The 21337-nt window shown below is 55.5% G+C and carries 16 protein-coding genes and 2 pseudogenes; 10 read left to right on the forward strand and 8 right to left on the reverse strand.

Going from position 1 to position 21337, the window contains the following annotated elements:
• Positions 1 to 292: 292 nt before the first annotated feature.
• Positions 293 to 1291 (reverse strand): hypothetical protein, encoded by a 999-nt coding sequence (locus GGD46_RS31755; protein WP_004118206.1) that lies wholly within the window; start codon positions 1289 to 1291, stop codon positions 293 to 295.
• 281 nt (positions 1292 to 1572) lie between these two features.
• Between GGD46_RS31755 and GGD46_RS31760 the strand changes: the two genes are divergently transcribed.
• Entirely contained in the window at positions 1573 to 5643 is a 4071-nt protein-coding gene (locus tag GGD46_RS31760) for a helix-turn-helix domain-containing protein (protein WP_004118204.1), read from the forward strand.
• Positions 5644 to 6539: 896 nt separating this feature from the next.
• Positions 6540 to 7277, forward strand: coding sequence for a hypothetical protein (locus tag GGD46_RS31765; protein WP_004118203.1), 738 nt, complete (start codon positions 6540 to 6542; stop codon positions 7275 to 7277).
• A gap of 6 nt (positions 7278 to 7283) precedes the next feature.
• On the opposite strand, the gene GGD46_RS31770 is transcribed toward GGD46_RS31765, so the two are convergent.
• The 5 genes and pseudogenes from GGD46_RS31770 to GGD46_RS34115 form a co-directional block, all read right to left on the reverse strand.
• Positions 7284 to 8705, reverse strand: coding sequence for an ISNCY family transposase (locus tag GGD46_RS31770; RefSeq protein ID WP_004118201.1), 1422 nt, complete (start codon positions 8703 to 8705; stop codon positions 7284 to 7286).
• Between the two features lie 217 nt (positions 8706 to 8922).
• A complete protein-coding gene (locus tag GGD46_RS31775) occupies positions 8923 to 10239 on the reverse strand; it encodes a reverse transcriptase domain-containing protein (protein WP_004122915.1) in 1317 nt (438 codons plus the stop codon).
• A gap of 5 nt (positions 10240 to 10244) precedes the next feature.
• Positions 10245 to 10823 carry an SLATT domain-containing protein gene (locus tag GGD46_RS31780; protein WP_004122917.1) on the reverse strand — a complete coding sequence of 193 codons (579 nt, stop codon included), beginning with the start codon at positions 10821 to 10823 and terminating at the stop codon, positions 10245 to 10247.
• Positions 10824 to 11115: 292 nt separating this feature from the next.
• Positions 11116 to 11403, reverse strand: coding sequence for a Shedu anti-phage system protein SduA domain-containing protein (locus tag GGD46_RS31785; protein ID WP_004122918.1), 288 nt, complete (start codon positions 11401 to 11403; stop codon positions 11116 to 11118).
• 119 nt (positions 11404 to 11522) lie between these two features.
• A pseudogene (locus GGD46_RS34115) lies at positions 11523 to 11645 on the reverse strand (ATP-dependent DNA ligase); the annotation flags it as partial.
• A 37-nt stretch (positions 11646 to 11682) separates the two neighbouring features.
• On the opposite strand from GGD46_RS34115, the gene GGD46_RS31790 reads away from it, so the two are divergent.
• Entirely contained in the window at positions 11683 to 11904 is a 222-nt protein-coding gene (locus GGD46_RS31790) for a hypothetical protein (protein ID WP_004122919.1), read from the forward strand.
• 236 nt (positions 11905 to 12140) lie between these two features.
• On the opposite strand, the gene GGD46_RS31795 is transcribed toward GGD46_RS31790, so the two are convergent.
• Complete coding sequence (locus tag GGD46_RS31795; RefSeq protein WP_240535486.1) at positions 12141 to 12323, reverse strand: hypothetical protein; 183 nt, start codon at positions 12321 to 12323, stop codon at positions 12141 to 12143.
• A 159-nt stretch (positions 12324 to 12482) separates the two neighbouring features.
• On the opposite strand from GGD46_RS31795, the gene GGD46_RS34590 reads away from it, so the two are divergent.
• The 4 genes from GGD46_RS34590 (at position 12483) to GGD46_RS31810 (ending at position 16022) form a co-directional block, all read left to right on the forward strand.
• Positions 12483 to 12842: a hypothetical protein gene (locus GGD46_RS34590; RefSeq protein ID WP_004122923.1), complete on the forward strand. Its 360-nt coding sequence runs from the start codon at positions 12483 to 12485 to the stop codon at positions 12840 to 12842.
• Positions 12843 to 13154: 312 nt separating this feature from the next.
• Positions 13155 to 13400 carry a hypothetical protein gene (locus tag GGD46_RS34595; protein WP_376774047.1) on the forward strand — a complete coding sequence of 82 codons (246 nt, stop codon included), beginning with the start codon at positions 13155 to 13157 and terminating at the stop codon, positions 13398 to 13400.
• 376 nt (positions 13401 to 13776) lie between these two features.
• Positions 13777 to 14256 carry a coproporphyrinogen III oxidase gene (locus GGD46_RS31805; RefSeq protein ID WP_240535487.1) on the forward strand — a complete coding sequence of 160 codons (480 nt, stop codon included), beginning with the start codon at positions 13777 to 13779 and terminating at the stop codon, positions 14254 to 14256.
• Entirely contained in the window at positions 14253 to 16022 is a 1770-nt protein-coding gene (locus tag GGD46_RS31810) for a GNAT family N-acetyltransferase (protein WP_004122926.1), read from the forward strand. The genes GGD46_RS31805 and GGD46_RS31810 overlap by 4 nt, the downstream gene beginning before the upstream one ends.
• Before the next feature lie 172 nt (positions 16023 to 16194).
• Here the strand turns inward: GGD46_RS31810 and GGD46_RS31815 are convergent.
• Positions 16195 to 16882, reverse strand: a pseudogene (locus GGD46_RS31815) (ISNCY family transposase); the annotation flags it as partial.
• A gap of 1052 nt (positions 16883 to 17934) precedes the next feature.
• Here GGD46_RS31815 and GGD46_RS31820 point away from each other — a divergent pair.
• The 3 genes from GGD46_RS31820 to GGD46_RS31830 are packed head-to-tail and all read left to right on the forward strand — an operon-like array spanning position 17935 to position 21286.
• Positions 17935 to 18615, forward strand: a complete 681-nt coding sequence (locus GGD46_RS31820; RefSeq protein ID WP_004122927.1) for a vWA domain-containing protein — start codon at positions 17935 to 17937, stop codon at positions 18613 to 18615.
• Complete coding sequence (locus GGD46_RS31825; RefSeq protein WP_037136628.1) at positions 18612 to 19382, forward strand: PP2C family serine/threonine-protein phosphatase; 771 nt, start codon at positions 18612 to 18614, stop codon at positions 19380 to 19382. Before GGD46_RS31820 ends, GGD46_RS31825 begins: the two co-directional genes overlap by 4 nt.
• A complete protein-coding gene (locus GGD46_RS31830) occupies positions 19379 to 21286 on the forward strand; it encodes a protein kinase domain-containing protein (RefSeq protein ID WP_004122931.1) in 1908 nt (635 codons plus the stop codon). Before GGD46_RS31825 ends, GGD46_RS31830 begins: the two co-directional genes overlap by 4 nt.
• The last annotated feature ends 51 nt before the right edge of the window (positions 21287 to 21337 follow it).

Here is a 21337-nt window from a genome sequence, read left to right on the forward strand (position 1 = left end):
CACCGGCCGTCGGGCTTGCCTCCTTGCCCTCCAACTCGCGCGTTTCCATCACGAGACGATGGTTGATGCGTGGCCAAAGTCCCAACGCTCTCCATATTGCCGACGGGTGATTTTGGTCCAGGCCATCGTGTTCTCCATCGAATCTCGCAAATCCGAAGGAATCATAACCTGTTGAAATCACCCACCTCTTTTTGAGGCAGCCTCTAAAGAGAAGCCCACCACGGCAACTGATCGGTTCATATCCAAGAATATCACCATGAACCGGAAGCGGTGGCTCATTAAGAGGCAACGCCTAATAGTCGCACCAGATTGCAGCAAGCGACGCGAATTCTTCCCAGTTCGGTTTGCCTTTATCCTTCCACCGCATGCAAACTTTAGGAAGGTCGGCTGTCATTTGGGCCCAATCATCTGCGGAGACTTCTTTGATCTTGCCGACGTCCCATCGATCTTGAGACAAACGCGAGAGCTTTTCATAGGCCTCCGGTTTACCCAGCAGAATCTTGCGCGTCCCGCCGGGAATCCAAGCGTCACGCCAAGAGTGTTGGGCGCAAACATTATGCGGACTGACTGTCGGAATGAAAAATTCTAATCCCGTGTAGTGGCAATAGTCCCAAGTCTCGTCTTCGGGAGAGCCAGTATTGCATTTTTCCCACACGTTTTCCGGCAACTTCACACTCGATCGCAACTGCTCAGCCGTAAGCAATAGGCCATCTCGCGCCTCCAATTCTTTCGAAGGCGGCGGATTTGACGTATCGTAGCCGCAGCCTCCTTTGAGAAAGGTTTCGCGCACCATCGAAGCACCTGGAGCCATTGTCCAGGTAAAGTCATTTGCTTGGTGGAACAGCGTATATTCGTGCCATTCGTTTGCCCCGGTTGCTTCAGTGGCCAATTCATTGAAAAAAATTCCTGCGGATACGGCATCGGGCTGCGAGCCTAGGCCGATCATCTTTGTAGGGAAGCGATTGAACCAGTCGAAGGCTACAGGTTGTCGACTCTGGCAAGGCCGATCCCCTGAAAAATGCAAAGTGTCGCCTTTGACTGTATAGAGTTCCCCGTTTCCAATTTGGATGAGTTCGCATCCATGGCTAGGCTTAACCAAGTCCGGTGCATACTCAGGGTTGAGTGTCATGAAAATAATTATTGCGACAATCGCGATGATCGCGAGCGACGGATATTTGTCCAAGATTCTATGAAATAATCGGCGCAAAAGCCTGTAGATCGCAACGAATGGGCGAAGTGCCTGGTTTTTCTTGGCAATGTCGAAGCAATATCGAAGAATGCCCGCCAACATGTTCTGCCCCAGCGGCTACTTAAGTTTCTGCATGCTACAGACAATATTTTTCTTAACAATAGCAGTTCCGATTCGATCTAATTGTACCACGCTTCACAACTATAGATGTGGATTCTGGAAGGGGCAATGAAAACATCCCGATGTTCATCGCTGCTCGCGGAATCCCCAATCCTTTTGACTTGGAGAAGGAGCCGAAGGCGAGGCAGGGTAGCTGGTCCCTGAATGTGTTGTTCGGCTCCAGGGTTATTGCATTTTTAATTTGACGTCATATAAAATCACTAATGTCTACGTTGCTCAATCCTCCTGCCTCCAATGAGGCTATCACTCCCGCACAATGTCGCGCTGCTCGCGCTCTTTTGGCTTGGTCTCAGCAGGAGCTCGCCAGCCGCGCTCGAGTAGCCACCTCCACCGTGGCAGACTTTGAGCGGGGCCATCGCAACCCGATTCAACAGAACGCTGAAGCAATTCGCGGAGTGCTCGAAGCGGAAGGCATTGCTTTCCGAGCGGGAGGAGCTGTTATCGGGCCAACATTGCCCGCCTTCGCCGACCGGAAGGACGCTGGTTTGCCAATAAGATGGGTCGATGCGACTGATCTTTCTCAGTGGGCCGAGCGACGCGACGGTCAGGGATCTCTTCCAACCTTGCTTGCGAAGCTAGCAAGGGCAAATCGCCCCATATTACTGAGGTTTCCCTCGGACGAAGGTGTCCAGCACGCTGGCTGGGACGGAGTTACCGAAGCAAGCGAAGCGTCTGAATATATTCCGCTCGGTGTCACGGGATGGGAAATCGGGACGCAGCGAGATCGCATCGCCTCGAAGGCCGATGATGACTATAAGAAGCGCAGCGAGAATCCGCTTGGTCTTATACCTGCCGAGTTGACGTTCATCTTCGTGACGCCGCGTCATTGGCCCCAAAAGGAAATGTGGGCGCAAAAGAAGCGTGCGGAGAACATCTGGAAGGACGTGCGTGCTTACGATGGAGATAATCTAGTCCATTGGATCGAACTCTATCCCGCTGTCGGGTTATGGCTGGCTATCGCCCTTGGCAAGCGACCAGCCGGGGCACTTGATCTTCGGGAATATTGGCTGGAATGGGCGCTCGCGACCCAATGGCAATTGCCAAGTGAATTGGTGCTCTGTGATCGCGACGAAAGTGCCACCCGGATTCTTCGATGGCTCAGGGGGCCGTCGTCTGTGCTTGCGGTAAAGGGGGAGAGCCCGGCTGAGGTTTCCGGATTTGTTTATGCGGCGATCAACCAGCTTCCCGCTAATCTTGCGGAATATTACCTGTGCCGAAGCTTGGTAGTCGCAAACTCCGAAACTGCAAGGCTGATTGGAGATAGTGCAACGCCGTTGGTCATCGTGGTGTTAGATCCGGAGCCAGGCCCGGCGCAGGCGTTGGCCAAGAAGGGACACCATGTACTTGCCGCATATGGCCAAGACGCCTCGTCCTCCGGCGATGCCATTGTGCTTGAACGCCCCGCACGAGAGAATATTAAGATCGTCCTTGAAGGGGTTGGCGTGCCTTCCGAGATGGCAGGGCGGATGGCGAGAGATTCGTCGCGAAGTCTAGGAATTCTGCGACGTCTCATGCCAAGCTCTCCTGGACGAGTACCCGCGTGGGCGAAAGGACTTCCCTCTCAATCGCTCATTGCGGCTCTCCTCGCAGGTGGCTGGGATGAAAGCAGCGAGGGAGACAAATCTGTCCTATCGCGGTTGGCTGACATGCCCTACGAACCGTTCGCAGCTAGTCTTGCGGGTTTGGCCGGAAATTTCGATAGTCCTCTGCGTAAAGTGGGCTCTGTGTGGAAAATTGCCTCGCCACGCGATGCTTGGGGCCTGCTGGCAGCGGATATATCGCCCTCTCACATGGAACGGTTTGCTGCAGTCGCATTAGACGTTTTGAGCGCGGCCGACCCCCGCTACGAAATGCCCGCGGAGGAACGGTGGTATGCATCGGTCCGGGGGGTGCATCCAGAATTTTCCAAAAATCTGCGTAACGGTGTCGGCGAAGTATTGATTATACTTGCTCTGTTCGGAAAACTGGCCTCATCCGTACCATCTGCGGAGCTGCAGCCAGATCTTATCATTCAACGCTTGCTTAGCGGCGCCGACCGTCAACGTTGGTGGTCACTGTCGAGGGATTTTCAACTATTAGCGGAAGCCTCACCGTCCAGTTTCCTCAGCGCACTCGACGACGCACTTGGTCAGGACGATAGCCCTGTCGCCGTTCTTTTCGGTCACGATACGTCCCCGCTTTTTGGCGCCGAGCACCTATCCACATTATTGTGGGCTCTCGAAACTTTGGCATGGTCTCCCGACTATCTCGGGCGTGCGGCCTCTATTCTCGGGGCGCTCGATGAGCTTGATCCTGGGGGCCGTTATACTAACCGTCCCGGCAGTAGTCTCCGAACTACATTTCTTCTATGGGCGCCGCAAACACACGCGACACTAGAACAGCGACTTCGGGTCTTGGACCGGCTAAGAGCGAGGTTCCCCAAGGCAGCTTGGAAACTCCTGCTGGGCATTCTTCCGACCGAACACGACTCGTTTTCACCAACGCCAGCCCCTCTCTGGCGCGATTTCTCGACGCCAACCTCAGAAATCGTCACTTTCGAGCTGATTGAAAGAGGCGCGCTCGCGATTACCGATCGTCTCCTTGCAGACGCGTCGGCTGATATCTCACGGTGGGTGGCGCTGCTCGATCGCTGGGGCAATCTCGGAGCCAGACGGGAAGAAGCGCTAAACAAACTCAAGGCGCTTGTTCCGTTCATTGCGGACGACGTGGGTCGGAACGCGTTAAGGTCGAAGTTGCGCGCAATTTTGCATAGCCATCGCAGTTTCCGTGATGCCGCGTGGGCGCTTCCTGAAGAAGAATTGGCTCCTTTTGAGGAAATTTACAACGCCATAACCCCTGTCGACCTAATCGCAGAGATTTCTTGGTTGTTTGACACGTCGGTCGCACTTCCGAACCCAATCGGCACCAGGTGGCACGAGGACACACAGCGGCAGCTCCAAGGGGAACGCCGAAGCGTTGTTGAAGCAATTCTCACCAATATGGGACTGGACGGCCTGTTTGCTCTTGCTAACGCTGTACAGGAGAAAGGTTACCTGGGACAAGCCATTGCCGAGGCCGAAGTTGGCAACCCGCGACGGGGACACGAAATTATCGTCCGGGCTCTCACAAGAGAGGGCGTAGTGGGCTTAGGAGTTGCCCGGGGGATGATAATAACGATGTATCCCATGCAAGCTGATCAATGGGTGACAGATTTGGTCGACGAGATGCAGCAGATAGGAGCCAAACAGGAAAGCTTGCTCGCAATTCTGCTCGCCCTCCCGCCCTCGTCGCGCGCTTGGTCGCTCTTGCGGGAATTGGGCGCAAATTTCGAAGAGCAGTACTGGAAACGGGTCCCAATCCTTTGGATTAATGGCGAACGGGAAGATACAGAGTTTGCGGTGAGCAAACTGATGGATGTCGGTCGCGCTCGCCATGTCGTGCATCTAGTTGGCTTGCGGTTGCATACAGGTCTGACATTTGGCTCGGATTTGCTCGTCCGCCTCCTTATTGAAGCGGCCTTACAACCAGCCGAATTCGACGCCGATCACAATGACACGACGATGTTCCAACACTACGTTGCCGAAATTCTGTCTGTTTTAGACAACCGTGACGACGTCCCCGCCACGGAGATGTTAAAGCTGGAATGGATTTATCTTCCAGTGCTTGAATACTCGCAGCGTCCGGCCAAGTTAATCATCCGCGAGCTTGCGTCCAATCCGCAGCTATTCATCGACGTAATCTGCGCAATTTACAAACCCAGCGAGGACAGCCGCGTAGTTGAAGAGACTGTGGCTAACCAAGAACAAGTCACCAATCGTGCCCGCCAAGCAAGCAACCTCTTGCGTCTCTGGAATGTTGTTCCTGGAACCAGACCAGACGGTACAATAGATCTAGCGATCTTAGAAGACTGGGTTCAACGTGCCCGCCAACTGGCGAAATCCGCCGGGCGGGAGGATATTTCGGACCAGAAGATCGGCGAAGTCCTTGCCTGCGCACCTTCGGGGCAAGACGGCATCTGGCCCACAGAAGCTGTCCGCGAATTAATTGAATCCGTTCGCAACAAAAATATCGAAATTGGGCTCATGATTGGTCGTCGCAATCTGCGTGGCGTTACGACGAGGCTACCGCGTGACGGCGGCGCCCAAGAGCACGATCTTGCGAGGACCTTTAGCGAGTGGTCGCGAGCGACGGCGCTGGAATGGCCGCGCACGTCTGCTGTTCTCGAAAAAATCGCTACGAGCTATGACTACGAAGCTCGTTCGCATGACAATGACGCGGAAAAGCTCGATTGGTAAGATTGTACCTGCTTCATGCGAGGAAATTGCCTGGGATGGTGCCATCCCAAGCAATTTCGACCGCGTTACTGGCTGTGAAGCCGTATGCCAGCTTAAGCATTCGGCTCATAGGCACTTGACAATAAGTGAGTTTGTTCTTTATTTGTTCCGTCCATGACAAACATTGGCCGCCTCATACGCTTTCGCGAACCGAGTGGTCATGCTTTCTCGTTTATCGTATCGGAGTGGCAAAAATGGGCGAATTATTGTCCCATCGCGTGGAAGCCTGCACTTTTCTTCCATCAGGTTTGAATACCGTCCAATCGGTGCTGAGGAAACGAGATCGTTCGTTCCAGAGATATTTCGACAGCGGTACAATTATGAAAGGCGGCCCAAGCCTGTTCGCGGTTTTGACCTATTCCGATAGCGGAAACTGCAGGGCTCGAAGCAGGTTAGAGAGCCGCTCCACGAAAAAGGCCCGACTATCCTAAAGTTCAGAACTCCCCTGTTCTGAAGATCGCGTCTCAACTCACAGGTATGACGGCATTTCGACGCTGTCGGATGTGGGGACACCCTGGGGGCGCGACTTTTTCAGCGGACAGGCTATGTTCCTGTTTGGACATGAAATCTCTTGCTGTGGAACATTTATAAGTCCGTTTTACAAGATTATATAATAATTCCATTAGGTTACAGATGTCAAAGCTGGCTAGACGCGCGACATTGTCAGCCAGTTAGAAATGCGACACTGGCTCTGACAATCAGCCCCCGATCCGGCCGGCTGGGCCGGGTTGAAAGGGCGGAGCGGGGGCGGGTGATAACATTCCCCTTCGGCTTTAGCTTTCTCACTGGCAATTGTTCTTTTACCGCTCGATACTCGCTAGCACTTGCATGGCGCAGTTGGGGATCAAAGCCGCACGATGCTTCCGGAAATCAACCTGCAAGGTGACGTCGACATCGCCGCGCTGTCACCACTTCTTCGCGGCATGCTTCTTTCGGTTGCCTATGCTGACGGTGAGGGTGGCATAGGATTGACCGCGACCGGCGCCATGAACCGCAAGTTCGTGCATTGGGCCGCTGTGCACTTCCTCTGGCCCGGATTCACAGCCGAGGACCTCTACAGCATGAACAAGGTGCTCAATGAAAGCGACATGCCGCCGCTTTGGGTCGTGCGCGACATGACCCGCCACCTGAAGCTTCTTCGCCGGAAAAAGGATGTGCTGCTGCCAACCAGACGCGGGCGGGAGTTTCTGGTGAATCCGCAAGCCTTCTTCGATGTGGTCGCCACGGATTATCTCTATTCGTATGTCCACGCCACCGAGCGGGAAGAAAAGGTCCGCGCGCGGTTACGCTGGTGGCGCATGTTCCTCAATCTTCTCAATATCAAGGCCAGGGAAGGTTGCACGCCAATGGACGTTGTGAAGATCCTCTATCCAGACTTGGCGCCTCTGTCACACACCGAAATGACCATAGAAGCCTGGGAGTTGAAATCCGATCTCCAATATGGCGTCTTACGGCGCTTGTGCTGGCTCGGCTTGCTCTATGAAGCAAGAGAGGGCCTCACACTCTTCCAGGACGGATCCTTCCACAAGACACCGCTTTGGTCCGCATGCCTGCAGCTGGAATCGGATACGCAAAGCGACATCGGCGTGCACTGACGATCTTTATTCCGCCGCTGGTTGCCTCAATAACGCTTTCTCTCGCCGTGCAATCACCGCCGGATCGTTCATGTAATCTGTCCTCGGCTTGCGTCCCCGCTTCTGATAGCCGTTGGCTGTGCTACCGTCCCGAATGCCAAACATATGATCCTTCTGCCCGGTGCGTCGGGGACCACTCTTGCTGCGTTGCTGTTCTCGGCCGGCTTGCAACTCGGCGACGATCGACAGCATGTCGTCCAGCCGCTTGTTGTCGACGACCTCCGCACGATGCACCGAGCGCAACGTATCGAAGGTCTTGTAGGGCAGGGAAAAGCTCTCGTGCATGATCTCGAGCCGACCGTCCGGATAGTCGCAGACGATCACTTTCTGGCCAGCCAGTGGCCTGGAAATCTCGGTCGGATCGAGAATGAACAACATCTTGTCGTAGCGTAGCGTCAGAGATTGCGACAGCGTGCGGACTTCCTTCCGGCACATGGCACCATCGAGGTTCTCGTGGTTGGCCAGCGGTCGGTGCATGTCCTTTGGATTGCGTGGTTGCTTGCCAAAGCGAGTGTTGAAATCCGCAATGAACTCAGGCGCATAGGAATTGGCAGCTTCGATCGTATCAATGCCGCGAAGCCGTAATTCCTTCACAAGCCGATCCTGCAATGTCTGGTTGGCACGTTCCACCCGACCCTTGGCCTGAGGGGTGTTGGCGCAGATGATATCGATGTTGAGCTCATAAAGCGCCCGGCCGAACTGCGTCAGACCGCTTGTCCTGTCCTTCTTCGACGGATGCGTCGATCGAAAGACACCATGTTTGTCGCTGTAGAAAGCCAACGGCTTGCCCCACTGCTGCAGATAATCCTTTGTCGCATGCAGATAGTCGAACGTATTCTCCGATCCGGCGAAACGCAGGTGCAATAGCCTGCCGGTGGCGTCATCGATATAGACGAGCAGGGCGCATTTGGGGCCGCGGTTCTCGAACCACCAGTGATGCGATCCGTCGATCTGCACCAGTTCGCCAAAGCAGCCGCGCCGGCCGCGTGGTTGGAAAACCCGTTTCTTGCGTTCACGACGCGAAATCCAGATACCAGCCTCGGTCATCCATTGCCGCAGCGTCTCCTTGGCGACCGAGATCCGGTGCAACTCGAGCAGCTTCTCGCGTGCCAGCGTCGGACCGAAATCCAGATAGCGTTCGCGGATCAGATCCAGCACCGCATTGCGAAACTCTTCGCTATGGCGCCGGTTGCTTGGTCGTGATCGCTTCTTTGAAACAAGGCCGGCCGGACCATCCTGATCATAGGCCTGCAGCAGCCTGTGGACCTGACTTCGACTGAGGTCGAGCAGTTCGGCGGCCTGTACGACGCTCAGGCGTTGGTTACGGATCTTCTGGATGACTTCGAGGCGATGTAATTCTTTCTGCGACATGGTGATCATAAAGGACATGACGACTCCGACCGCTCCTGGTCTCGACCAGGCTGAAGATCGTCATCCTTGCTCCCAACGGTGGCTTTGACCAGTGCGTCGAGAGGCGAGACTGTCGCATCTCTAACTGGCCCAACTGTCGCATTACTAAATAGCCGCTACAACAGAAACTCAGATAAGTTCTATTATGGAACGGCCGAGCCATTTTGGATTTGTTCGTAACGTTTGTCCGTTGGCATTAGCTAACAGGTGTAAGATCCTTCTCGAGTTCGCTCACCTCTCTCCGGACCAGACGCCAGAACATCTTGTTGATCTTTTCCTCCGTCCAGTCTTTGATGCTATCGAGCTCGACCCCTTGGAGATCCGCGATCAACTGCATTTTCTTTTCCAGGGAATAGTCGTCGAACCGTGGGATATATTTCGATTTCGCCATGTTGAATCGAATCTCATGGTAGGCCTTCACGAAGGTCTTTGGCTTCCCCTGCCCGGCCATGCCAAGTTTCCTCCACAGCCGGGCGGCGAAGCGGTCGAGCCGTTTGAGCTGCTTCACGTCCTGGGTCATCGAGAAAAAGAACATCCAGCCGTAGCGTTTGTCGTTAAGAATGCACCCCGTGATCTTGAGATTGAGCTTCGCCAGCAGGCGCTTGTGGTTTGCACGATACTTCGCGCTTGTCATAAGCGACATTATCGTCGTCATCATCCGTCGGTAGGAGCTTTTCCGCACAGACACAAGCTTCGGCGTGATGTGGTACCCGAGATAGTCGACGCCGGTCGAAAGCGGAACGATCTTCGACTTGCTGCCCTCTTCGAGCGGATGACATGTCAGTTGCGCCTTTGACAGCCTGCCTTTCAGCCATCGGAAGTGCCGCTTGGCGTCGGATGCCTTGCAGACCACCAGTATGTCATCGACGTACCGATAATATTGGAAGCGGTCGTGGGCGTTCTCGTCGATCTGCATCATGTATATCGAGGAGAGAATGTTGGACACGCTGAGTCCTTGTGGAACTCCGACACCGTTCGCTTTCTTACCGTCGCCGGTAGGCGTCTTGACTGCGGAGTCCACCAGAGAGGTTAGGAACCTGTATCGGGTTCGCGTTCGGATCCGCTTTAGCAAGAGCTGATGGTCGAGGCTCGGATAGAAGTCCTGGACATCCAGTTGAAGAAAGACGTGATCGTCTGCCAGCGGCCGCACGAACTCCAACAGGTCCTTCACGATGAAGTGGGCGGGAGGGAGCTTCGCGTCATCAAAGACGTGCATCAGCACGTTCGTGAGGGCTCTCAGGGTGACCCGGTCTCTAACGCCCGCTATCGCGATCTCGCGCGGCGCCTTCCCCGCTCCCTTCGATATCAAGCGCTGTTTGAAGGACGTGAACCGATAGGAGTCGGCATACACCCGTTTCCTGATGAGCGCCAACTCGGCATCGATGTTCTTCTGAAAGGCTCCGGGGTCGATACCGTCCTTTCCGATCGTTCCGGATGCGGCAATTCGCTCATCGAAGATCGATTGCAGGTTCCCGATTGCAAACTGCTCGTCGAACTTTTCTTTGGCCTGCATCAACCTCACCCGTGAAGAAATGGCCACATGAGGAACGCCGCCGGAACCAGAAATAATGCGGCGATGATCGACCGGTAAAGGATTCGCCGCCCGAAGAACGAAAAGAACTGGAACCACGTCCATGTTAGGGGCTTGCCGTGATTGGTAAGCTCCTTCCCTTCGAGGAGCATGTGATTGACGAGAAGGTCCGTGTAATCGTGGTTCGAATGATTTGGGAAGTCGAGTAGGATGTCCCGATATCGAAGCTTCTTGTCCTGATCCGGGAGATCTTCGTCGTAGAGCTTCTGCAGCTTGAGATAGCACTCGCGAAACGAAGCGGCCCGAGCCTCCATCCGGAAACCGCCCGCGACTAGAGACGCCACAAGCACGACCACCGACGACGCCAGGTTCAGCTTGCCGAGTTCCGGGTACGGAACGCTGTAGAAGGACTCGAAGATGGAAAGGATGACTGAGAATACAGAGTAATAAGTCACCGCGAGGTATGAAATGTTTTGGTTCCGCAGAGCTTTGCGCTCTGCGATCATTCGAACTCGGGACGTTATCCAGATCGTGTCGTTGATCGTACTCGGACTAGGACGCGTCATATCTTTCTCGCAAGAACTGAAGTGGTGCGGACGCAAAAACTCAAAGCAACTAAACACTCAATCGAATGTAGCCATAGGCCGACGCGCAGAACGCGCCCCTTTGTGACCAGAACCCAGCAAGCTGAGCCAGCGGCTTTACCCGCTCCGCCCGCACCGCAAACCATCTAACTGTAGTTGTAGTTTTTTTCAACTAGCTGACGACTTGTGCTTGCAGCGCCTCGCCGTGTTCGGCAAAGGCGGGAGGCGTCCTTGGTGTTCCAGTTCCTCCGTCACAAGAGAGGCATCATTCGGCTCAGTCTCTCGGAATAAATCTCGCTCGATCAAGCCATTCATCGAAGGTGACAATGTCCAGGTTCCGGGTGTAACGTCGAAACAGTTCGAATGTGTCGCGTCTGACCTCAGCGTCACGGGAGGTTCCATCGCCTTCGATATCGCGGCCCCGCCCAATCACCAGGATCGCCTTGGGATCCCGCGTCCTCGCGGTCATGCGGCGATTGCCGGTCTTGTCGAAGTTTTGGCCGGTCTGGCCTTGAATGAACCATCCTGCCTTCTGTTCGAGAACCTGGGACACGGCATCCATGAATTCGCCGCTGAATCTCCAAGTCCCTGACCTTCCGGCGCGGCGTTGCTGGAATATCGGCGTGTGATTTCAACAAGAACTGAGTACTCGGTGAAATTCATCAGATAGTCGACCGTCGGCCTGTCACGGTTGGGGTCGAGCAGAAGGTTCGGCTGTGCGGGATCGCGACGACGCAGTGGCTTCGACCGGGCCGGACCGTCAGTGTCTTGGAGGAGCGGTTTCGAACGCGGAGGCTTGGACATGGTGCTATTCCAGCCGGAAAAGCGTTAAGAAGCTGATATGAGCCGCTTTGAAGAAACCGAAATAGCCCTGACGGATAAGCTTCGGTCCCTGAAGCTGAAGCCCGACATGATGATCAACCTGTTCGACATCGGGGTTCCACTCACCGCGGCAGGATTTACGCAAGATGAGATCATGGCTGTGCTCGTCGCATTGGAGCAGGACAAGATCATCGAGTTTGCGCCGGGAAACAGGCTTCGGCTCTTGAAGCGACTGCCCTGACGCCCTTAATGCCGGGACTCGGTCATCATGTCTCGGTCGAAATCGTCCATCACGTCCGGGCAAGCAGGGCGACGTAATGGAGCCGCTTCGAGATCTTCTGCAGAACTTCCTTCCGCAGATCGACAGGGAGTTTAGAGAACGGTTTCTGAGCATAAATTTCGACATCTCGGGCCATGACGCAATACCTCCGAAAAGCGATTCGCGGCTCAAGACGAATCACCGTCGAAGGTTCCGACTCATCGGACAAAGAAAAAGGCCGTCCCCAGCAGATGGCCCTGATCTTGGTCTTCTCCGAAGAGATCGGTCGGTAGTGTGCAGCACGCGCAATCAGGCCCCTGACCGTTCGCTTCCCATGCCTCAGTCATGGCTTCTAGCTCGGGATCCACTTCCATGCCGGAGATCGCGAGATTGGCCTTCATCTGCTCGTAGCGCCACTTCTGGGCTTCAGGGCTATGCACACTTCCATGCTCGTCACTGAAAAGTTGCCATCGAATGTGCCCCACGTACTTCAGCGTACGAGGGCAGATTGGGTGGCAGTGCCGCTTTGATGTTCGCGGGCGTCGTGATGCGAGCGTATCATGCAGTGGAGACGAGCCGAGGCGACCTCCGAATTTGGCGATCTGCTCGATGTCATCCGCGAAAGCTGTGGTCTGGTCGACTTCCGCGAAGTCGCGGATGAAGCACGTCGCTTCCTCTCCATGCCGCTGCCACCTCCCCAGCTCCCAGGCGCGCAGCGCCAGCCAGCGGCGAAACGCGGCTCCCCGAAGGCCGCGCGTAGACTGTTCGCCATGTCTCAGCCGATCGCCGGCACGCTGCCGAACGATACCTCGCCGGTCGCGGCATTCTGCTCTCCCCGCATGAGCGCGCGCTGCGCTTCCATCCCGGCTGCTACTACAGGGATCTCGTTACGGGCGAGACGCAGACTCTTCCTGCCCTAATTGCCGCTGTCAGCGGCCTGCAGCGCACCTGGCTTGATCCTTCGGGTCAGGGCAAGGCGCAACTCGCGGATCCACGCCGCTCGCTGGGGGATATTCTTGGCAACGGCATCTTGCTAGGCCACCAGCCCGGTGCGCCCGTCCCGGTCATGGCCGCCGGCGAGGCTTCGAGACGATGGCTTCGCTTAAGGTGGTGATGCCGGCGCTGCCGGTGGCCGCCGCCGCCTCGGCCAATCACCTCGCCGGCCCGGACTTCCGCTTGGCTGCCGTCGCCTCTACATCGCAGCCGATGCCGACTCTGCCGGCCGGCACTGCATCGAACGTCTCAGCCAGCGCGCAGGCGAGTCCGGGATCCTCGCCTTGGTGTTGCGGCCGCAGCTCGGCGACTTCAACGACGATCTGCTTCATCTCGGCCGGGCCCACCTCGCGGCATGGCTCGGCGATCAACTCGTCCCCGACGATGAGGCTCAGCGGCCTTTGACGGTGTCCGACAATTTATGGCTGTTTTGGCGAATTTTGGACATAGGCTTGTTTAGCCGGCCTCCTCGATGTTTTCGCTAAGTAACTGAAAGGAAATCTACAATCTATTTTTTAGCGCCAAAATACAAATTGGTATGAACTTTGCCCCGCCGTTGAGAGCCGACGAAGTTGCTTGCCAGGTAGGAGCGAAGCGATCGCTCGGCAAAATTAAAGGGACTGGAATAAATGGGTTTGTTGAACTCCCACGACTCACGATTGCAAGACCCATCTTGCCCTCCAAGGAATGGATAATCATGCATTTTATGGCGGAGCACATCCTCACCGCGCTTGGCTATCGTCACGGGCCGATTTTCTATGGACGAAGGCGTCGCAATCGCACTCCTTTCGACAGTCTTGCAAGTACGATTCCTGGAACGACAATAATCTTGTGCCGTTTGGGGTTAGCGGATTTGGCTCCATGAGCCAGCGCCAGTTCTATATTGAGGCCGATTTTGATCGGTATCTGACTAGAGTTGAAGCGGGCGATAAACCGATTTGGAAAGGTGTCGCACTGTTAGAGGACGATCTGATGGGCAGGACAGTAATGTTTGCGTTGCGAAGCAGCGGAGTGTTGTTATCCCGCTTCGCACGGGAGTTTGGGGTGCCCTTCGAAAAATACTTTCCCCGCGAGCTTGAAATCTTGAAGGAGACCGACCTTGTATTCATCTCTAACGACGGCGTACTTTCTCTGACTTCCGCCGGCATCATCAATTCAGGCGCTGTGTCTCTGCTGTTTTTCTCGGACCAGGTGCTTGATCGGGTAGCCTACAACGATAGCAGGATAGGGACAAGAAGACCGACCTCTTGGAAGAGCACGATTACTCGCCAGCGGGACGGTACGGCTCAAGTGCGAAAATGCAAGCTGTGTTTCGGCGAAGTCGGGGGACCTCGTCAATGACCTTCACCTCGTCCTTTTCCATCCCAGATCGACCCGCCCATCAGGCGCGGGGGATATTTTCTCACCTGGTCGACAGCATCGACCGCAGCCAGGCAAAACGCCCGCTTGGGATTGTCAGCGATTTCGTCGCCGAGCAACTCCCGCACCAAATTGCGCAGATCAAAGGGAATGAACGGCCAGATGAAGCGGTTAAGGCGCTCGGGCAGAGCATCAACGCAATGATACGGGGAACAGACTGTGAGGCGCAGCTAATAAATCTGCCCCAGTCCGACTTCGGAGTGGCTAAGACAGACATTCAGTATCTCGTCAATTGTGCTTATCAGATGTCCGCGTTTGCCGGCCTCAATCCCGTCGATGCGGAGTTGGCGGTAGGAGAACCGTTGATGCGTATTGCACAATTAAGTCGTCAGCGGCAGCCTAGCATTGATGTCCTCTCCTATGAAGACATGATCCTCACCAACCCAGTGGAGAGGGATCCTCGCGTATATTGCCTCGGTTCAGCTGGGGTCGAGGAGCGCGATTTTTGCCTCGGCCATCAACTTATTGAGGGTGACTTACAGTCGGCAATAGAAGCTCTGCTTGAGTTGCGAGACACGGTCGCGGCAGATGCACGCAAGTGTCTATCGCTGTGCATGAAGTCGCTGGAGTCAGCCATTTATGTTTTGGAACGTTTTTATGAACATATGTCGCACGATCTTTTCGAGCAATTTCGCATGTTCTACGGAAAGAACCCTTACAAGGATAGGCTTGGCCCAAGCGGTCGTTTCTCTGCCCGCATCGTGGCGGTCTCGGTTCTTCTGATCGGCGAAGAGCTGTTGCGCCAGAAGCCGCAATTCTACAAGGATGTATATCGGTTGTCGGAATATTATCCTCAAAAATGCATTGACGACGTATTTCGCTGGTTATCGCCAGACAAGGTGCGCGCGAGAACCCAGCCAAGCTGGCTTGAAGGGAAAGCGCCTTTCCCTAAGCTCGCAACGGTCTCGTCCATCGTGGAGCGCCAGAGCAGCGAAATCCGAGAGCTGCACGCGTCCTGTGTTTGTGCGCTGGATCGGTTTACCCGGATGCATCGTCGTGCGGCCCTGAAATATACGGTAGGGCCGGGTCTCCCAATTGTTGGAGTTGATATGTCGGAAAGGATTGAGGATGTGTTGTCGCAGCGGCTGTTAGGGAGCGCACCAAAGCTAGAGGCGGCATTTTCCTCGATCAAGCATATCTCCGACATCAGGCGAAAATGGTCAATGTCTCAAGACGAAGTGGTCTTTCGCCGATTCGAGGTAGGAGATGCTGACGATGTATGGCGGTTGCATCGAAGCGCATCCGACGGTGTTGGTGTACATGGGCCGGAAGGGGCATGGGAGGATGATTTGCGTAATGTCGGGGACGTATATCTAGCCTCAGGCGGAGATTTTGTAGTTGCTCATATTGGCGGCCAACTCGTCGCTATGGGTGGACTGAAACCTGCCGAAGATGATGTTGCAGAGCTGAAGCGGATGCGGGTCGATCCCGCCTTTCAACGACGAGGGCTTGGAAGGAGAATACTTAGTGAATTGGAGCTGCGCGCCGCTGCCCTAGGTATCAAGTGCATAATGCTCGAAACAACAACCATCCAGGTCGGGGCTCAAATGATGTATGAGACGTCTGGCTATAGTCGCCGCGGTGAGGGGATGCTGCATGGGTATGCCGTGATTTTCTACGAGAAGCGGCTCGCCAGCCAGGATGACTTGTTGATTTCTGCTGAGAAGCGACCCGGGAATTCAGACTGATGGGGTCGTCTAGTCTTACTGCGTCATAAACCGCGGATTTGCCGCGGCTGTCCATGGCCCTTGTACAGCACGGACATCGTTGCAGGCGGTTGGCCAGGGCCGCAGTCAGGCGTCGACGGATGGTCGGGATCGCGGTCGGGACGCGCCGCCCTGGTCGGATCGGAGGATCCGCGGGGGTTTTGGCGCAGATGATGTCGATGTTCAGCTCATAAAGCGCCCGGCCGAAGTGCGTCAGGCCGCTCGTCCGGTCCTTCTTCACGGATGTGTCGATCGAAAGACACCATGCTTGTCGCTATAGAAAGCGAGCGGCTTGCCCCATTGCTGCAGATAGGCCTTCGTCGCAGCAGATAGTCGAACGTGTTCTCCGATCCGGCAAAACGCAAATGCAGAAGCTTTCCGGCGGCATCGTCGATATAGACGAGTAGGGCGCATTTGGGGCCGCGGTTCTCGAACCAACAGTGATGCGACCCGTCGATCTGCACCAGTTCGCCAAAGCAGTCGCGCCGGCCACGCGGCTGGAAAACCCGTTTCTTGCGTTCCCGGCGCGAGATCCAGATGCCGGCCTCAGTCATCCATTGCCGCAGCGTCTCCTTGGCAACAGAGATCCGGTGCAACTCGATCAGCTTCTCACGCGCCAGTGTCGGGCCGAAATCCAGACAGCGCTCGCGGATCAGATCCAGCGCCGCATTGCGAAACTCCTCGCTGTGGCGCCGGTTGCCCGGCTGCGTTCGCTTCTTCGAAACGAGGCCGGCCGGACCTGAATGGTCATAAGCCTGCAGCAGCCTGTGAACCTGACTTCGGCCCAGCCCAAGCAGTTCGGCAGCCTAGACGACGCTCAGGGAAAATACAGGCGCCGTGATAAAGACGCCCTCTTTTTTCTCGCCGCACGGTCCAACGGAATCGATTTCTTCGATGAAGAGCAGACTCGGTGCGTTTGAGCGTGCACGTGCAAAGTCGAGATCGTCTACGCCACTCGGCAACGTCATAAACGAGCGTTAACGCCCAATCGCAGGGCGCGCCGTAGCCTCTTACGCTACTCAGGTCCGTACCACCTCGCCAGACTTCGCTCGGTTAACTTTGGTTGCAATTGCAGCAAACGCAAACGCCCCAATGTCTCATCGAAACCGCAACCCTTTCGAATGGTCTTCCAAAATAGGCCGGGCGCAATGGCCACGGCTTCCGCAACGGCTCCCTTGTTAGCTTGAGGTTCGGAGCCTCCTGGTCCGCGTAAATTCGGAGATCGCCGCCCATTTGTTCGGCACTTCCACGCCGTGATCAAAAAGGAGAGCACGCTTGGAAGTGTCGATGGCGTTCTCCGCCCGATTCACCGCCCTGCGGTCGCCAACGACCAATACGAACCCAGGTGGGAAGAAGATTGCTGTCGGCAGCGTCCACGAGCTAAATTGAACATCATGATTGTATAACGTCGGTCTGAGAAAAACCCTGGGTAGCTTCTCCCAGAGACTCGTATATGCTGCCTGACGAATCTTAGTCCGCAGGCAACGAGATCGCGATGGCAATGCACCAGCTCCCCTCATCACAAAGCGGCTCGAGCACTCGGCCGCGGCTCTGGTGGATGGTATTTCTATTTCCCGGCAAGGCCATCTTATGGTTTCAGTATCACTTTCCTAAATTCGGCAATGTCATTGCTACTGGCCGCCGCTATCGGAGCCGCACTTGCGGAATAATGTACTCGGCCGTGTTTTGGGTGCTAGTCGTCGCCTGGCTGCTTGCACTTTTGCACGGCGCACTTCGGTAACACCTCGATGCTGCCATCTCGAGCCCGAGAGTCGCGGTTCCGGTGCTTTTCCCAAAAGCCACACCCGGCGAAAAAATATCTTTGAGCGCTCTTTTGTAAATGCAGCGCCGGCGAGAGCTGCTATGCATTGTTCGCAAGCTTGAGGAGAACCACATGCCGAATCCGTTTGAGCAAATTCCCTTTGATGGCGCGGAGTTCGTGGACAATCCCGAACCGCGTTGTCCCTGCCTTTTATTGCTAGACGTTTCTGGTTCGATGCGGGGACGCCCGCTTAGGGAACTCAATGAAGGTCTCGTCCAGTTCAAAGACGAACTCTATGCGGACTCTCTCGCATCTAAGCGCGTTGAGATAGGCATAGTCTCCTTCGGCCCTGTGACCATCGTGAACGACTTTACAAGCATGCAAAACTGGATCGTCCCCGAGTTGGCCGCACAGGGAGATACGCCAATGGGCCATGCAATCGAGGAGGGCCTCCGGCTCCTGCGCGACCGGAAGAACTCCTATCGCCAAAACGGAATCTCATACTATCGCCCGTGGGTTTTCCTGATTACGGACGGAGCCCCAACAGACGCCTGGCAGAGTGCGGCGGCGCAGGTCAAGGCTGGAGAAGTTGAAAAGGCCTTCAGCTTTTTTGCTGTCGGCGTCGACGGTGCTAATTTCGAAACGCTTTCCCATATCTGCGTGCGCCAGCCTTTGGCGCTGAAGGAACTCAGGTTTCGAGATCTGTTCCAGTGGCTTTCCAGCTCTCTAAGCTCGGTCTCGCAATCCAATCCCGGTGACGCCGTTCCTCTCTCTAATCCTGCAACGCCAGACGGATGGGCCTCAATCGCATGACCGACGGCTGGCGATGGGCTGCGGCCCGTGCTCGTGGCACCTCCCATGTGAAGACGGGTTTGCCATGTCAGGATTTTGCATTGAGTGAGACTTTAGCCAGCGTCGATGAAACCGTTATGGCAGTGATCGTTTCAGATGGTGCGGGAAGCGCAAAACTGGCGCAGATTGGTTCCAAATCAGTCTGCATTGGTCTGCTTCGGCTCATCCGCGGATATCTCGCAAATCACTCCCTCTCCCAGCTTCGTGAAGAAATGGTCTGGGACTGGATAGACGATATCCGCGAATACATCAGCGCGAAGGCTAGTCGCTCTGGAACACAGCGACGCGATTTCGCGGCCACAAGCGTTGCTGCTCTCATGTCTGAAAACGGTACTGTGATCTTTCACATCGGCGATGGCGCGGCTGTCGTACGCTACGAAGGAGACGAAGCCTGGGATGTGCCGTCGTGGCCGTATCAAGGCGAATATGCATCGACAACCACCTTCATCACCGATGATCCCCAACCGCATCTCACTTTCGTTCGAAATGACCGTCGTGTCGATCGATTTGCAGTCTTCTCCGACGGCATCGAACGTCTAGTCCTCAATAGCGCAAATCGTTCGGCTCATGAGCCATTTTTCAATCGGATGGTGACGCCGCTGGCTCTTTCGGAGGAAGCCGGCAGGAACCTTCCTCTGTCGATGGCGCTGCGAGAATATCTTGAAAGCCCATCCGTTTGCGAAAGAACCGATGACGACAAGACGCTCGTACTCGGTGTGCGCAAATGAGCACTATCGTATTCGGATCGGATGGGAGGAAGCTGACGCTTGGCGGGATGCTAGGAAAAGGCGGCGAAGGCGCGGTCTATCACGTCCACGAGGCGGGCGATTTGGCGGTGAAGATTTATAATCCCGGCAGGGCCTTCGAGAGGAAAGCAAAAATCCTTGCCATGACGTCGGCCGCACTCCACAAGACAACCGACATCGTCGCCTTCCCGATCGACACTGTCAGTGACAAGAGCGGAATGTTCATGGGGTTTTCCATGAAGAAGGTCGCAGGTTTTAAGAATATCCATGAACTCTATGGGCCTGGCAGCAGGCGGACGGAATTTCCTTCTGCCGACGCCCGGTTCCTGGTGCGCAGCGCGTTCAATCTTGCGAACGCGTTTGCTGCAATCCACAGCACGGGCTGCGTGGTCGGCGACGTAAACCACTCCGGCATCCTCGTTTCAAACCAGGCTATGGTAACTCTGATCGACAGCGACTCCTTTCAGTTCAATAAGGGGCCAGAAGTCTATCGCTGCACCGTAGGCGTGCCGGATTACACGCCGCCTGAGCTGAGAGGCGCGGACTTCGAAAAAGTGGTTCGGATGGCGAACCACGACAACTTTGGTCTAGCCGTCCTCATCTTTCAGCTGCTTTTTCTTGGGAGACATCCGTTTGCTGGGAAGCATCTCGGTCTTGGCGACATAGACATCCCGACCGCTGTAGGCGACCACCGTTTCGCCTATAGCGCACGCAGGGCTGAGACGCGCATGGAACCTCCGCCGCTAACACCAGCGCTGGGTGACTTTGGCAAGGAGGTTTCCGACGCATTCGAATCCGCTTTCGGAAAGAGTGGTGATCTTCCGGGCGGTCGACCGAATGCGACCTCGTGGGTCCAAATCCTCGGCAAGCTCGAGAAGGGTTTGCTGGAGTGCTCTGCTGACAAATCGCATGCGTATTTTCGGAGCTCGTCGTGTCCCTGGTGCCGCCTCGAGAAATCGATGGGCAGGAGCCTCTTCGCCGCGAAGATTTCAAGCACTGTTTCCACACTGAACATCGGTGACCTCATTGCTCTGATCAACCGTCCCGCTCCACCAAACCAACCCCCAGCACCTGAAAGCATCATTGCGGTTCCGTCTCTCACCCGCAGCCCTGTGGCGGTATCCTTCTCACGTGGAAAGCAGCTGGCGTTTTTCGCCTCGGTTGCGGGACTGCTGATAGGTATTTTCCTTGCAAACCAGTTGAATGGCTTCTGGGGTGCAGCTCTGGTTATCGCATCAATCACAATGATGATCCGATCCCGCCGTCCTGCGGAAGAATTTAGGGTCGAACTGCAGGCGGCTACCGCAGCATGGGAGGAGAAGAAGAAAATTTGGGAAGAGCACGCCGGGCCTGCCGTGTTCCTGAAACGAAAAAGCCACTATCTGTCCCTGGCCTCGGCTCATGGCAAACTTCCGGAACAGGAACGCGAACGTCTCGCCGAGCTCGAGCGAAAGAAAAGAGACCTTCAATTCAGGAGCCACATGCAGGGGCACTTGATCTCCCGCGCAAAAATCGCTGGCATTGGACAGAGCAGGACGGTAACGCTCTCGTCGTTTGGTTTTGACAGCGCGTGGGATGTGAAGACTCGCTCGGTTTTAGCCGTTCCCGGCATTGGTCCCAAAAAAGCCGACGCCCTTGCGAGTTGGTCGTCGTCTGTTGAAAAGAAATTTGTATTCAATAGTCACATTGCCACCGATCCGCAGGCTATCAATGAGGTCAAAACGGACATAGCGCGTCAGAGGGCTGACCTGGAAGGAGAGCTGAGGCGTGCTCCGGATGAGCTCAAGGAACTTCTGGATACTGCCTCCGAACTGCGAAGGAACCCGCCCCCGCAATTGGTTGAAGCGTATGTGCGGCTTAAGCAAGTCCAAATGGATATAGGGTAACGGTGACGCGCGTGGCCGGAGCATACCGAGACTTCTGGGTAATGCTGGCGA

Origin of the sequence: Martinezella lusitana, assembly GCF_014207095.1 — a bacterium.
GTDB classification, from domain to species: Bacteria; Pseudomonadota; Alphaproteobacteria; order Rhizobiales; family Rhizobiaceae; genus Rhizobium; species Rhizobium lusitanum_B.